This is a genomic window from Bacillus sp. MM09(2025), assembly GCF_050496725.1.
Taxonomy (GTDB): Bacteria; Bacillota; Bacilli; order Bacillales; family Bacillaceae; genus Bacillus; species Bacillus pumilus.
On sequence record NZ_JBNWEN010000004.1, the window covers coordinates 1369412 to 1384063 of the forward strand.

The 14652-nt window shown below is 40.7% G+C and carries 17 protein-coding genes; 16 read left to right on the top strand and 1 reads right to left on the bottom strand.

Annotated elements, in window-relative coordinates; translation table 11 throughout:
• The first annotated feature begins 4 nt into the window (after positions 1–4).
• The 6 genes from holB to rsmI are packed head-to-tail and all read left to right on the top strand — an operon-like array spanning position 5 to position 4130.
• Complete coding sequence (gene holB, locus ACQYAC_RS13310; protein ID WP_429943460.1) at positions 5–994, top strand: DNA polymerase III subunit delta'; 990 nt, start codon at positions 5–7, stop codon at positions 992–994.
• Positions 995–996: 2 nt separating this feature from the next.
• On the top strand, positions 997–1824 hold the full coding sequence (locus tag ACQYAC_RS13315) for a PSP1 domain-containing protein (protein WP_003217932.1): 828 nt from the start codon (positions 997–999) through the stop codon (positions 1822–1824).
• A 14-nt stretch (positions 1825–1838) separates the two neighbouring features.
• The gene (yabA, locus tag ACQYAC_RS13320) at positions 1839–2192 is read left to right on the top strand and encodes a DNA replication initiation control protein YabA (protein ID WP_429943461.1); all 354 of its coding nucleotides are present in this window, start codon (positions 1839–1841) and stop codon (positions 2190–2192) included.
• Positions 2193–2247: 55 nt separating this feature from the next.
• Positions 2248–2991, top strand: a complete 744-nt coding sequence (locus ACQYAC_RS13325; protein ID WP_044140390.1) for a tRNA1(Val) (adenine(37)-N6)-methyltransferase — start codon at positions 2248–2250, stop codon at positions 2989–2991.
• Positions 2978–3274: a GIY-YIG nuclease family protein gene (locus ACQYAC_RS13330; protein WP_003217970.1), complete on the top strand. Its 297-nt coding sequence runs from the start codon at positions 2978–2980 to the stop codon at positions 3272–3274. The genes ACQYAC_RS13325 and ACQYAC_RS13330 overlap by 14 nt, the downstream gene beginning before the upstream one ends.
• On the top strand, positions 3252–4130 hold the full coding sequence (rsmI, locus tag ACQYAC_RS13335; RefSeq protein ID WP_429943462.1) for a 16S rRNA (cytidine(1402)-2'-O)-methyltransferase: 879 nt from the start codon (positions 3252–3254) through the stop codon (positions 4128–4130). Before ACQYAC_RS13330 ends, rsmI begins: the two co-directional genes overlap by 23 nt.
• Before the next feature lie 45 nt (positions 4131–4175).
• Here rsmI and ACQYAC_RS13340 read toward each other — a convergent pair whose 3' ends face one another.
• Positions 4176–4466, bottom strand: coding sequence for an AbrB/MazE/SpoVT family DNA-binding domain-containing protein (locus ACQYAC_RS13340; protein WP_087975202.1), 291 nt, complete (start codon positions 4464–4466; stop codon positions 4176–4178).
• A 520-nt stretch (positions 4467–4986) separates the two neighbouring features.
• On the opposite strand from ACQYAC_RS13340, the gene metG reads away from it, so the two are divergent.
• The 10 genes from metG to purR all read left to right on the top strand — a co-directional run bounded on the left by metG (position 4987) and on the right by purR (position 14621).
• Entirely contained in the window at positions 4987–6987 is a 2001-nt protein-coding gene (gene metG, locus ACQYAC_RS13345; protein WP_180309727.1) for a methionine--tRNA ligase, read from the top strand.
• An 81-nt stretch (positions 6988–7068) separates the two neighbouring features.
• Complete coding sequence (locus ACQYAC_RS13350; RefSeq protein WP_050945797.1) at positions 7069–7836, top strand: TatD family hydrolase; 768 nt, start codon at positions 7069–7071, stop codon at positions 7834–7836.
• Between the two features lie 244 nt (positions 7837–8080).
• Complete coding sequence (locus ACQYAC_RS13355; RefSeq protein WP_429943463.1) at positions 8081–9283, top strand: ubiquitin-like domain-containing protein; 1203 nt, start codon at positions 8081–8083, stop codon at positions 9281–9283.
• A gap of 160 nt (positions 9284–9443) precedes the next feature.
• Entirely contained in the window at positions 9444–10004 is a 561-nt protein-coding gene (rnmV, locus tag ACQYAC_RS13360; RefSeq protein ID WP_012008650.1) for a ribonuclease M5, read from the top strand.
• Positions 9997–10875, top strand: a complete 879-nt coding sequence (gene rsmA, locus ACQYAC_RS13365; protein ID WP_058015835.1) for a 16S rRNA (adenine(1518)-N(6)/adenine(1519)-N(6))-dimethyltransferase RsmA — start codon at positions 9997–9999, stop codon at positions 10873–10875. The genes rnmV and rsmA overlap by 8 nt, the downstream gene beginning before the upstream one ends.
• 130 nt (positions 10876–11005) lie before the next feature.
• The gene (gene yabG / locus ACQYAC_RS13370; protein ID WP_012008652.1) at positions 11006–11890 is read left to right on the top strand and encodes a sporulation peptidase YabG; all 885 of its coding nucleotides are present in this window, start codon (positions 11006–11008) and stop codon (positions 11888–11890) included.
• A gap of 213 nt (positions 11891–12103) precedes the next feature.
• Positions 12104–12361: a biofilm formation stimulator Veg gene (gene veg, locus ACQYAC_RS13375; RefSeq protein WP_003217979.1), complete on the top strand. Its 258-nt coding sequence runs from the start codon at positions 12104–12106 to the stop codon at positions 12359–12361.
• Between the two features lie 169 nt (positions 12362–12530).
• Positions 12531–12716: a small, acid-soluble spore protein, alpha/beta type gene (locus ACQYAC_RS13380; protein ID WP_012008653.1), complete on the top strand. Its 186-nt coding sequence runs from the start codon at positions 12531–12533 to the stop codon at positions 12714–12716.
• 146 nt (positions 12717–12862) lie between these two features.
• Entirely contained in the window at positions 12863–13732 is an 870-nt protein-coding gene (ispE, locus tag ACQYAC_RS13385; RefSeq protein WP_180310832.1) for a 4-(cytidine 5'-diphospho)-2-C-methyl-D-erythritol kinase, read from the top strand.
• A 55-nt stretch (positions 13733–13787) separates the two neighbouring features.
• Complete coding sequence (gene purR, locus ACQYAC_RS13390; RefSeq protein WP_003217919.1) at positions 13788–14621, top strand: pur operon repressor; 834 nt, start codon at positions 13788–13790, stop codon at positions 14619–14621.
• Positions 14622–14652: the final 31 nt, after the last annotated feature.

A 14652-nucleotide genomic window follows, 5' to 3' on the forward strand; every position in this document is an offset into this window, starting at 1 on the left:
TAACATGGCAATTAGCTGGGATGACATGAATGATTTGCAGCCGCGCGTCATGCGGCTGATTTTTAATAGTATTGATAAAGACCGACTTGCGCATGCTTACTTATTTGAAGGAAAAAAAGGGACCGGTAAGCAGGATGCTGCGATGCTTTTGGCAAAGAGCTTTTTTTGCTTGGAATCAGGAGTGAAGCCGTGTGAATCCTGTCAAAACTGCAAGAGGATTGAATCAGGAAACCATCCCGATTTACATCTCGTGCAGCCTGATGGTCAATCAATTAAGAAAGCGCAAGTACAGGCATTGCAAGAGGAATTTACAAAAGCAGGTGTGGAATCTCACCGAAAAATGTATATCATTCTTCATGCGGACAAAATGACGGTCAATGCCGCGAACAGTTTATTGAAGTTCCTAGAGGAGCCTAACCGGGAAACGATGGCAATTTTAATCACGGAGCAATCGCATAAAATGCTGGATACGATTATTTCAAGATGTCAGATGCTCAGTTTTCAGCCGCTGCAGCCACAATCCTTGGAGCAGCAGCTATTACAAGAAGGCGTACCTCAGCATCTTGCAAGGCTTTTGTCGAATTTAACCAACAATTTAGCAGAAGCACTCGAATTAAGTCGAAATGATCAGTTTGCAGAGTCTAGAGCGAAAGTGATAAAATTGTATGAAGTCTTACACCAGCGAAAAGAACATGCATTTTTTTATATACAGGATCAATGGATGCCTTTTTTCAAAGAGAAAGACCTTCAAGAAACAGGTCTGGATATGCTTTTATTTATATATCGTGATGTATTGTCGATTCAAATAGGAAATGAAGATAAAGTCATTTATCAAGACTTATTCCAGACAATGAAGCAGCACGCGCTGCATTCCACACAGCAGATGGTGACGAACCAGATCCTTGCTGTATTAGAAGCGAAAAAAAGACTTCAATCCAACGTGAATGCCCAAGGGCTGATGGAGCAATTGGTGTTGATGTTGCAGGAGGGATAAGCTTGTACAACGTAATTGGTGTTCGCTTTAAAAAAGCGGGCAAAATCTATTATTTCGATCCTAATGGATTTCATATAGAAAATGATAGTTGTGTCATTGTAGAGACGGTCAGAGGAGTTGAGTACGGACAAGTGGTCATCGCTAATAAAAAAGTAGATGAACACGATGTCGTTCTTCCTCTGCGTAAGGTAATTCGTGTAGCAGACGAACGAGACCGGCTCATCGTTGAGGAAAACAAAGAAGCAGCGATGACAGCCTTTGATACATGTCTTCAGAAGGTAAGTGAACACGGTCTTGAAATGAAGCTGGTTGATGTTGAATTTACATTTGACCGAAATAAGGTCATTTTCTACTTCACAGCGGATGGAAGAGTAGATTTCCGTGAGCTAGTGAAGGATCTTGCATCGATCTTCAAAACGAGAATTGAACTTCGCCAGATTGGTGTAAGAGACGAGGCAAAAATGCTGGGTGGCATAGGACCTTGTGGGAGAATGCTTTGCTGTTCGACATTCTTAGGAGATTTTGAACCAGTATCCATTAAGATGGCAAAAGATCAAAACTTGTCGCTAAATCCCACAAAGATTTCAGGGCTTTGCGGTCGTTTGATGTGCTGCTTGAAATATGAGAATGATGAGTATGAAACAGCGAAAGAACAATTGCCGGATATCGGTGAAACGATTCAGACATCTAGTGGCTCTGCAAAGGTAGTAGGGCTCAACATTTTAGAACGAATTTTGCAAGTTGAATTAACCGGGCAAGAAAAAGTGGTAGAATATACTTGGGAAGAATTATTACAAGAAGGCGTTGTATCTGCACAAACAACTGAGTAACGAGGTGTGCCACCTTGGATAAAAAGGAACTATTTGATACGGTGATCAATTTAGAAGAACAAATCGGTTCTCTTTATCGCCAGTTAGGTGATTTGAAAAATCATATCGGTGAAGTGATTGAAGAAAATCATCAGCTTCAGATGGAGAATCAGCACTTGCGTGAACGTCTGGATCAGTCCGATCGGGACAAATCGTCTGAGATAGAAAATGATTCTGCTCAGAAACCAGGTCATTCTGATATAGGAGAAGGTCATGATAACCTGGCTCGGTTATATCAGGAGGGCTTCCATATTTGCAATGTACATTATGGGAGCATACGTAAAGAGGGAGACTGTTTGTTCTGTCTGTCATTTTTAAATAAAAAATGAGAAAAGGCTTCCGCTGAATCGGAAGCCTTTTTCACAGGAAAAGAAAGGATACATCATGGTTTCGTTAAGAGAAGATGAACGATTAGATTATTTGCTCGCCGAAGATATGAAAATTATTCAAAGTAAAACGGTTTTCGCCTTTTCATTGGACGCAGTGTTATTAGCAAAATTTGCGTATGTGCCCATCCAAAAAGGAGAGATCATTGATCTTTGCACGGGAAATGGCATTGTGCCATTGCTGCTTTCGACTCGATCTAAGGCCTCCATTACTGGGGTCGAAATTCAAGAACGGTTGTTTGATATGGCAAAAAGAAGTGTGGCGTATAATCAACTTGAAAAGCAGATAGAACTGATTCATGGTGATCTGAATGATATGCCAGCACGCTACGGCAATCACAAAGTAGATGTCATCACATGTAATCCGCCATATTTTAAGACACCTTCTAAAGAAGAAATCAATGAGAATGAATACTTGGCCATTGCTCGGCATGAAATCCATTGTACATTAGAAGATGTCATTCGTGTTTCTTCCACGCTGCTGAAGCAAGGAGGGAAACTGGCGATGGTTCATCGGCCGGGACGGCTGCTTGAGATTGTGGAATTGATGAAGAAGTACCGAATTGAGCCAAAACGAATTCAATTTGTTTATCCCAAACAGGGGAAAGAAGCCAATACCATCTTAGTAGAGGGGATAAAAGATGGAAAACCAGATCTGAAAATTCTCCCGCCTCTTTTTGTTTATGGAGATGATCAAGAGTATACTGAGGAAATCAGGACGATACTGTATGGAGAAGCATAATCATTATTTCTATGTATTGAAATGTGCAGACGGCAGCCTATATGCAGGTTATACAAATGATTTACAAAAAAGACTGACGACCCACAATAGTGGAAAGGGAGCAAAGTATACAAGAGCAAGACGGCCAGTTGAGCTGTATTATCATGAATGTTTTGCAACCAAAAGAGAAGCCATGCAGCAAGAATATCGTTTCAAAACGTGGACACGGAAAAAGAAAGATCTTTATATAGAAGAAATGCGTATTGAAAAGGAGGCGGCACATGAAAACACAGAAAAGCTTTGATGATCAATCAGATATGGGCATTCTATATCTCGTCCCAACCCCAATTGGCAATTTAGAAGATATGACGTTTCGAGCCATACAAACATTAAAAGATGTAGACTATATTGCCGCAGAGGATACAAGACAAACGAAAAAACTCTGTCATGTTTATGAAATTGATACGCCATTAACGAGTTATCATGAGCATAACAAAGACAGCAGCGGTCACAAGTTGATCGAATGGTTAAAAGAAGGAAAAAACATCGCACTCGTGAGTGATGCTGGTTTACCGACAATTTCTGATCCAGGTGCTGAAGTGGTCCGAGATTTTACGAATATCGGCGGTTATGTCGTTCCATTACCTGGAGCAAATGCTGCACTTACAGCACTCATTGCATCAGGGATTACACCGCAGCCATTTTTCTTTTATGGATTTCTCGACCGACAAAAAAAAGAAAAGAAAAAACAGCTTGAAACTTTGAAGAAGCGTCAAGAAACAATCATTTTCTATGAAGCGCCCCATCGGTTAAAAGAAACGCTGACTTTGATGAAGGAAGTGTGGGGCAACCGGGAAATTGCCATTACGAGAGAACTGACGAAAAAATTTGAAGAGTTTGTTCGTGGAGATTTAGAGTCTGTGCTGACATGGGCGGCAGAGAATCAAATCCGAGGTGAATTCTGTCTTGTCGTACAAGGGAACGATCAAGATGAAGAAGAGCTAAATGAAGAAGCCTGGTGGAAGCCCTTATCAGAAAAAGAACACGTGATCCATTACATAGAACAAGGATTAACGTCGAAGGAAGCCATTAAGCGTACAGCCGTCGAACGTGATGTACCAAAACGCACCATATACGATGCTTATCATATTGAACAATAAAGAAAGGTTCTTGCAAACGGTGCAAGAACCTTTTTTATATCAAACTTATTTTTGTGATTGAAGTTGGTTTTGGATTTCGTTAATGATTTGCTCTGCACCTTCACGGCTAAGAACTAATTTACCATTAGCAAGTTTAAGGTTATCGTCTGATACTTCACCTGTAACTTGGCAAGTCATGTTTGGTTTATATTTTTTTAGGATAATTTTTTCATCATCAACATAAATTTCCAAAGCGTCTTTTTCAGCGATTCCTAGAGTACGGCGAAGTTCGATTGGAATCACCACGCGTCCTAATTCGTCAACTTTACGTACAATACCTGTAGATTTCATCTTCATTCTCCTCCCAAAGAGTTCTTATTCTTAATATAATATTATCTTCGTCATTATTCGACAAATTCCTTACATTCATAGCATAACAAGGTTTCCATAAATCGTCAATCATTTTGTTTACTATTGTTTGTAAAATATGACTCTTAAAGTCAAAAGACCTTGAAACTACTGATTTATAAGGATTTTGCGGCTCTTTTCTATGAAAATATAAGAAATGACGAGCTCAGATTAACAAGACTTTTGCCCTAAATTAGACAATTGTAAATCTGGAAATAGATTTCTTACGACAATATTCGACAAAATGTCGACAGGTTTGTCGTTTTTTTCGAAAAACTCATCTTTTTCGATCATTTCATCTTGTTCTATGTATATATGCTTGATCTTAAAGGCTAAGATGGTATCATAGAGAAAGCACAAGTGCAAAATTTAATAAATGGATCTAACACATTTTCATGTAATGATAATAACCGCTCTCGTCCATTGGGCGGGAGTTTTTGACATTTACACACACGCAGGAGGTTCCAACATGCCGGAAAAGAAAAAAACGTTCTATCTGACAACACCTATTTACTATCCGAGCGGAAAATTACATATTGGACATGCTTATACGACAGTAGCAGGGGATGCTATGGCTCGTTATAAACGTCTTCAAGGCTATGATGTGATGTATTTAACGGGTACAGATGAGCACGGACAAAAAATTCAGCAAAAAGCTGAAGAACAAAACATCACACCGATCGAGTATTTAGATCCGGTCGTAGCAGACATTCAATCACTATGGAAGAAACTCGACATTTCCAATGATGATTTCATCCGTACAACAGAAAAAAGACATACGAAAATCATTGAGCAAGTATTTCAAAAGCTGCTTGATCAAGGCGATATTTATTTAGATCAATATGAAGGCTGGTACAGTATTCCGGATGAGACATTCTATACGGAAACACAGCTTGTGGATGTTGAGCGGAATGAAAAGGGAGAAGTCACTGGCGGGAAAAGCCCTGACAGCGGACATCCTGTTGAATTAATTAAAGAGGAATCATATTTCTTCCGTATGAGTAAGTATGCGGATCGTTTACTAGACTATTACGAAAAGAATCCAACGTTCATTCAGCCTGAATCAAGAAAGAATGAAATGATCAATAACTTCATTAAACCAGGTTTAGAGGATTTGGCTGTATCAAGAACAACCTTTGATTGGGGAATTAAAGTTCCAAACAATCCAAAGCACGTCATTTATGTATGGATTGATGCGTTGTTCAACTATTTAACTGCGATTGGTTACGGAACGGATCAGGATGAAAAATATAAAAAATATTGGCCTGCCAACGTGCATCTCGTAGGGAAAGAAATTGTTCGTTTCCATACGATTTATTGGCCAATTATGCTGATGGCACTTGATCTACCGCTGCCGAAACAAATTTTCGCACACGGCTGGCTGTTGATGAAAGATGGCAAGATGTCTAAATCAAAAGGGAACGTAGTAGATCCGGTCACATTAATTGATCGCTACGGTCTTGATGCCCTTCGTTATTACCTCCTTCGTGAAGTACCATTTGGTGCGGATGGTGTGTTTACACCAGAAGGATTCGTGGAACGTGTAAACTATGATCTTGCCAATGATTTAGGTAACTTGCTTAACCGTACAGTTGCGATGGTACAAAAATATTTTGACGGGACATTAAGCAGCTATAAGGGTCCAGTTAATGAGTTTGATGAGGAGCTTAAAGCAGTAGCGGAGCAAACAGTCAAAGCCTATGAAGAAGCGATGGAAAACCTTGAATTCTCGGTGGCTCTCTCAAATGTTTGGACATTAATCAGCAGAACCAATAAATACATTGATCAGACAGCTCCATGGGTGCTGGCAAAGGATGAAACAAAACGAAAAGAGCTGCATTCTGTTATGTATCATTTAGCAGAATCATTGCGCATCACAGCAGTGCTCTTAACGCCTTTCCTAACGAAAACACCTGAGAAAATCTTCTTCCAGCTTGGCATTGAAGAAGAGAAACTTAAAAGCTGGGATAGCATTCTATCTTTCGGTGCGATTCAACAAGCGACGGTACAAAAAGGAGAGCCTTTGTTCCCGCGTTTAGAGGTTGAAGAAGAAGTAGCATATATTAAAGAGAAAATGCAGGGAAGTGCACCAAAGATAGAAGAAGAGAAAGTAGAAATAGAAGAAACAGAATTACCTGAGCTGGGAGCAGAAATTGCATTTGATGATTTCTCAAAAGTTGATCTTCGAGTTGCACAGGTGCTGGAAGCAGCCCCAGTGAAAAAAGCAGATCGTCTCCTAAAGTTGCAGCTTGATTTTGGATTTGAAAAGAGACAAATTGTTTCAGGGATAGCCAAGCATTATCAACCTGAGGAATTAGTAGGGAAGAAGCTCGTCTGTGTAGCGAATCTCACACCAGTTAAACTCAGAGGGGAAATTTCCCAGGGAATGATTTTAACTGGAGAAACTGGCGGGAAATTGCAGGTTCTTGAAGTGGATCAATCTCTAGCAAATGGAACAAAAATTTTATAAATCAACAAAGGTGTTCCACGTGTAACATTTCGTCGAACACCTTTTGTTTTTTGGAAGAATTGTCGAAAGGAGCAATCAACGATGTTATTTGATACACATGCCCACTTAAATGCGGAACAATATAATGAAGACTTAGAGCAGGTGATCGAAAGAGCGAAGAGTGAAAAAGTCGAAAAAATCGTGGTGGTAGGGTTTGACCGCCCGACAATTACGAGAGCAATGGAATTAATTGAAGAGTATGATTTCATCTATGCAGCCATTGGCTGGCACCCAGTTGATGCCATTGATATGACAGATGAGGATTTGCTGTGGATCAAAGAATTATCTCAACATGAAAAAGTCGTTGCAATTGGAGAAATGGGTCTGGATTACTATTGGGACAAGTCGCCTAAAGATGTGCAAAAAGAAGTCTTTAGACGTCAAATTGCTCTTGCGAAGGAAGTGAATCTTCCGATCATTATTCATAATCGTGACGCAACGGAAGATGTCGTGACGATCTTAAAGGAAGAGGGAGCGGCTGAAGTTGGAGGGATTATGCATTGTTTTACTGGCAGCCTAGAAATCGCAAAAGCGTGTATGGATATGAACTTTTATATTTCATTCGGTGGACCCGTGACTTTTAAAAATGCAAAAAAACCGAAGGAAGTTGTCAAGGACATACCAAGTGACCGGCTTTTAATTGAAACAGACTGCCCATACTTAACGCCAGCGCCATTTAGAGGGAAACGTAACGAGCCGAGTTATGTGAAATATATCGCAGAACAGATTGCGGAGTTACGAGAAATAAGCTTTGAAGAGCTTGCTGAATTGACCACAAAAAATGCAAAAAAAGTTTTCGGTATAAACTGACAGTATATGATGTCAATCCTTGTTTAAGCTTGTCCATTTGTGAAACATAACGAAAATGTTCTACACGTTTACGCCTCTTCATAGGATAAGTTGTCGATAAGTCTTTCTTCCCTTCCTTCCATTAAACTCCCATAATAGGGGTACAATCGAGCATTTTTGTACAGTGGGTGGAAGGGTTGACAGGTTTTGAGATACTCTATATAATCTCTCCGAGGAGAAGGAGGCGTTTTTCATCGTACAAAAAATGAAAAATCTGTTTTCTGTAAAGCTAGGAAAAGGCAAGGTTTTATTACTAGTTGTTTGCTTGCTTTTAGCTGGAACTGGGACGGCTTACGGTGCGCATGAGCTCACTAAGCAGTCTATTACCATTTCAATCAATGGTAAAGAGAAGACAATTCGTACACATGAAGAGACAGTAGCACAGCTGCTTTCAGACCTTGGAATAAAGACCAAGGCGGAGGATCATATCTCTCCAAGTCTAAATACAAAGATTGAAGACAACATGAACATTGTGTATGATGCGGCTATACCGGTTCATCTGACCCTAGATGGGAAAGAGAAAACGATATGGACAACAGATCAGACGGTTGGAGCATTATTGAAGAATGAGAAGATAGATATTGGGAAGCACGATCAAGTAACTCCAGGAAAGAATGACAAGATTAAAAAAGATATGGATCTTGTGGTTCAGCAGGCCTTCGAGGTCAGCGTAAATGATGGAGGAAAAGAGAAAAAAGTGTGGACCACTTCGACTACGGTCGCTGACTTTTTAAAGCAGCAAGAGCTGAAGCTCAAGAAGCACGATAAGATCAAACCTGCGTTACATAGTCATATAACTAAAAAAAGCGCAGATATTCAGATCACTCGGGTGGAAAAAGTCACCGATGTAGTGGAAGAGAAAATTGCTTTTGATACCAAACATAAAAAGGATCGTTCTCTTGAAAAAGGAAAAGAGAAGGTGCTTAAAAAAGGTGAAGAAGGTAAATTGAAGAAGCACTATGCCATTGTGAAAGAAAACGGCAAAGTGGTGTCTAAAGAATTAATTAAAGAAGTGACTGAAAAAGATAGCAAGGATCGTTTAGTGGCCGTTGGTACACAAGAGTCCCAAAAAGAGCCTAAAGCGACACCTGCCGTTTCAAGAAGCAATGAATCGTCAGGAAAAGAATTTTATGTGGCCTCGACAGCCTATACAGCGAGCTGTGCTGGATGTACGGGCAGAACGTCAACAGGCTATAATTTAAAATCAAATCCAGGTGCAAAGGTCATAGCAGTTGATCCGAGTGTCATTCCGCTAGGCTCTAAAGTGTATGTGGAAGGCTATGGATATGCCGTTGCATCAGACACTGGATCTGCTATAAAAGGGAATAAAATTGATGTGTTCGTCCCAAATAAGTCGGCAGCTTATCAATGGGGAAATAAAAGAGTGAAAATTAGAGTACTCAAATAAACACATCAAATCATTTATATGAACAGAGGGCTTTGCGCACCCTCTGTTTTTTTGGTTATAATAGAAGCACTGTTTTCTAATTAATTAGACGCAAAAACAACATGAAAGGTTTCGTTTTTTAACCAAAAAATGTTTTTTGTTTTTGCAAGCGGAGGAATACATGAAAATCAAAGAAATCATTGTGGTGGAAGGTCGTGACGACACTGCGAGAGTGAAGATGGCAGTTGATGCAGATACGATCGAAACAAACGGATCAGCCATTGGCGATACAGTTATTCAACAAGTACGTCTTGCTCAGGAGACGAGAGGGGTCATTATTTTAACTGATCCTGATTTCCCTGGGGAGAAGATCCGTAAAACCATCGCAGAAGCGGTTCCTGGCTGTAAGCACGCATTTTTGCCAAAACATCTTGCGAAGGCGAAGCGGGACAAAGGAATTGGTGTCGAGCATGCTTCCTTGGACAGTATTCGAGAATGCCTTGCCCATGTCCATGAGGAAATGGAAGTAACGGAAAGTGACATTACATTAGATGACTTATTTGACGCAGGCCTTATCGGAGGCGAATCATCGAAACGCCGCCGCGAACGACTAGGTGTGCTTTTAAATATAGGATATACCAATGCGAAGCAGCTGCATAAGCGCCTTCACATGTTCCAAATAACCAAACATGATTTTATTGCGGCCTTAAAGACCGTCATGCAGGAGGAAGCCGATGAATAAAGATATAGCGACACCCATCAGAACGAAGGAAATACTGAAGAAATACGGTTTCTCCTTTAAAAAGAGCTTGGGGCAGAACTTTTTAATTGATACAAATATACTCGATCGTATTGTCGATCATGCAGAGGTGACGGATGAGACCGGCGTGATTGAGATCGGGCCTGGTATCGGTGCATTGACCGAGCAGCTCGCTAAGCGTGCAAAGAAAGTCACCGCTTTTGAAATCGATCAGCGTTTATTGCCCATTTTAAACGATACACTTTCTCCATATGATAATGTTACGATCATTCATCAAGACGTATTAAAGGCAGATGTGGGAAAGGTCATCGAGGAAAATTTTGCTGACTGTAAAGAAGTGATGGTTGTCGCCAACCTACCATATTACGTGACGACACCGATTATTATGAAACTGCTTGAAGAAAACCTTCCATTGAAAGGGATTGTGGTCATGCTTCAAAAAGAAGTTGCAGATCGTATGGCCGCTGTCCCTTCATCAAAGGAATACAATTCGCTTTCTATTGCAGTTCAATACTATACGGAAGCGAAAACAGTGATGGTTGTGCCTAAAACGGTTTTCGTTCCACAGCCAAATGTCGATTCGGCTGTGATCAAGCTGACCGTTCGTGAAACGCCTGCCGTCTCAGTAGAAAATGATGAGTTTTTCTTTCAGTTGATTCGTGCGAGCTTTGGTCAGCGCCGAAAAACATTGATGAATAATCTCATGAACAACTTACCTGATGGAAAGCAACATAAAGCAATTATTGAAGAAGCACTTCAAACAGCAGACATTGATGGAAAGCGCCGCGGCGAGTCATTATCCATTGAGGAATTTGCCCGTTTGTCGAATGTTTTACAAGAAGCCCTGTCTTAAGGGCTTTTTTTGTTTTTCACCACTTCGCTTGTTCGGGCATAGGCTAGAAAGAACAGCACATATGAAAGACGAACATATTTAGCGCAAGACGATACCAACAGGATATGAGCCTGATTGTGGAGTGAAAAGCATGCAATTTCAAATAGGAGATATGGTGACAAGGGCATCCTATCAAATGGATATTTTGTTTCGAATCATTCGAATTGATGAGACCGATCAGCACGAAGCCACCGCCATATTGCATGGGAATGAAGTGAGGCTGATTGCTGATGCCAAGTTGTCAGATCTCGTCAAGGTTCAAAAAGAGGAACAGCTGACTAGAGAGAAAAATGACGAACGAAAAATCAATGAATCGCTCGACTTACTAAGACAGGATTATCAGCTGCTGCGGGAAAAACAAGAGTATTATACTTCTGGACAATATCAGCATCAGGAGCAGTATTTTCACATGCCTGGAAAGGTCCTTCATTTAGATGGAGATGCTTCATACTTAAAGAAATGCTTGGATGTATATGAACGAATTGGTGTACCTGTATACGGTGTGCATTGCCATGAGAAGAAAATGCCAAGCATGATTGACTCGTTAATTGATCAATATCGACCAGATATATTGGTTATCACAGGACATGATGCGTATTCCAAGCAAAAGGGCGGCGTACATGATATCGGTGCCTATCGTCATTCTCGTCATTTTGTTGAAACGGTTCAAAAAGCCAGACGGAAGATCCCTCATTTAGATCAGCTTGTGATCTTTGCTGGTGCCTGTCAATCTCATTTCGAATCATTGATCCAAGCAGGTGCCAATTTTGCGAGCTCTCCTTCCCGTGTGAATATCCATGCGCTCGATCCCGTCTATATCGTTGCGAAGATCAGCTTCACTCCATTTGTAGATCGAATCAACGTGTGGGATGTGCTCCGAAATACATTAACAAGAGAAAAAGGGCTTGGAGGCATCGAGACGAAGGGCGTTCTAAGGGTAGGTATGCCATATAAAAGAGATCATGAATCGACATAACCCGACTGATTTCAGTCTGGTTTTTTTTATGTTCAAAAAGAAATTGCAAAAGGATACATAATTCACCGGAAATTGAGAAAAATAGGGAGAAGAAAAGGTAGAAGTTTGTCAAAATTATTTTGTTGACAATGGCTCGTGTTCGTTGATATAATTTAATTTTTATTTGACAAAAACGGGCCGTTGTTGTATAATTATCTCAGTGAGGTGGATGCAATGGCGAAGACTTTGTCCGACATCAAAAGATCGCTTGATGGTAACTTAGGTAAACGTTTGACGTTAAAGGCTAACGGGGGCCGCCGTAAAACAATTGAGCGTTCGGGCATTTTAGCTGAAACGTACCCTTCTGTATTTGTGATTCAATTAGATCAAGATGAGAATTCGTTTGAAAGAGTTTCTTATAGTTATGCAGATATACTGACTGAGACGGTCGAATTAACGTTCGATGATACCGCTAGCTCAGTCGCCTATTAATGGGCAGTAAACTTTTTGTTTACTGCTTTTTGTTTTGCCTTTTTTTCTGAATGTGAATGGGAGTCTGTCCATTTTTTGAAAGGGGTAAAAGAAAGGATTCGATACAAAATAAGAAAGCCACACAAGCAGTGGCAGTGATTCGAATTCTCGACTAAAGGGGCTGTTTCGTTTGGGTAGACGCCGAGGCATTATGTCAGATGAGTTCAAATACGAGCTGGCGAAGGATCTTGGATTTTATGATACCGTCAAAAATGGAGGCTGGGGAGAGATTCGTGCGCGTGACGCAGGTAATATGGTCAAACGTGCCATTGAATTAGCTCAACAGCACATGGCTCAGGATGAGAATCAACGATAGAAAAACGGTCAGGGATACCTCGGGTGTCTCTGGCTTTTTTTGATGAAAAAGTCAGTGTGCTCAGCGTAAAAGCCTATATTCATCAGATCCATCAAATGTGATACAATATTGATACTTATGTTTAGATGGAGAAGTAGGTGAAATGTTTGCGTATTTTAGAAAAAGCACCGGCAAAAATTAATCTCTCACTTGATGTTCATGGAAAGAGACCGGATGGATATCACGAAGTGGAGATGGTGATGACAACAATAGACCTTGCAGATCGACTAGAGTTGACGGAGCTGGACAAGGATGAAATCCGTGTATCATCTCATAATCGATTCGTGCCAGATGATCAGCGTAATTTGGCTTATCAGGCGGCTAAATTACTTAAAACAAGGTTCGGTATTCAAAAAGGTGTATCCATTGTCATCACAAAAACAATTCCAGTCGCAGCAGGGTTAGCTGGAGGCAGCAGTGATGCAGCGGCAGCACTTCGCGGCTTAAATCGCTTGTGGAAGTTGAACCTCACGTTAGATGAACTAGCTGAGCTTGGAGCGGAGATCGGCTCAGATGTGTCTTTTTGTGTACACGGAGGCACAGCACTAGCGACAGGACGTGGAGAAAAGCTGAAGCATATTGCGACACCGCCGCATTGCTGGGTGATTTTAGCGAAGCCGGTGATTGGTGTATCTACAGCTGAAGTCTATAGACAATATGACGCAAGCAAAGTAGACCACCCGAATGTAAAGCGTATGATTGAAGCGATTGAAGCGAAAGATTATAAAGAGATGTGCGGCTCACTCGGAAACGTTCTAGAGTCTGTGACATTAAAGATGTATCCAGAAGTAGATATGATCAAAAGGCAGATGAAGCGTTTCGGTGCTGACGCTGTTTTAATGAGTGGAAGCGGCCCTACAGTATTTGGCTTGATTCAATATGAATCGAAGGTACAAAGAATATATAACGGACTGAGAGGATTTTGTGATCAAGTATACGCTGTCCGCATGATCGGCGAACAAAATGCCCTTGATTAAATCCGTATATTAAGTTATATTTATCATAAATTATTCGGGTTCTGGGGGTAAGTTCATGAAGTTTCGTCGAAGCGGCAGATTGGTGGACTTAACAAATTATTTGTTAGCCCACCCGCACGTACTAGTACCGTTAACTTTTTTTGCAGAAAGATATCAATCTGCGAAGTCCTCCATTAGTGAAGACTTAACGATTATCAAACAGACCTTCGAACAGCAGGGAATAGGCACGTTGCTTACTGTACCTGGTGCTGCTGGCGGAGTGAAATATATTCCAAAGATTCACCTAAAAGAAGCAGACGATGTGGTAAACGATATCGGAGAAGCTCTATCGACTCCTGAACGTGTACTTCCTGGCGGTTATTTATATTTAACCGATGTTTTAGGTAATCCATCAATCCTTGCGAAAATCGGTAAGCTATTTGCGACCATCTTTGCAGACCGTGCGATTGATGTCGTCATGACTGTTGCAACAAAAGGTATTCCTATTGCCTATTCGGTTGCGGGTTATTTAAATGTGCCGGTTGTGATCGTTAGAAAAGATAATAAAGTAACTGAAGGATCAACTGTAAGTATTAACTACGCGTCAGGTTCGTCTAATCGAATTCAAACCATGTCACTTGCAAAGCGAAGCTTAGATAAAGGATCCAATGTCCTGATCATTGATGACTTTATGAAAGCTGGCGGAACCATTAACGGCATGGTGAATTTGCTTGAGGAATTTAATGCAAATGTTGCAGGGATCGGTGTTCTTTTAGAAGATGAAGGCGTAGATGAACGTCTCGTTGATGAATATGTATCGCTTTTAAAGCTTTCAACCATTGATATGAAGCAGAAGATCATTGAGATCAATGAAGGTAATTTCCACGAGTTTTTTCATTCGAAAGCTTAAGAATTGAAAACATGTAGTTGAATGGGAGAGA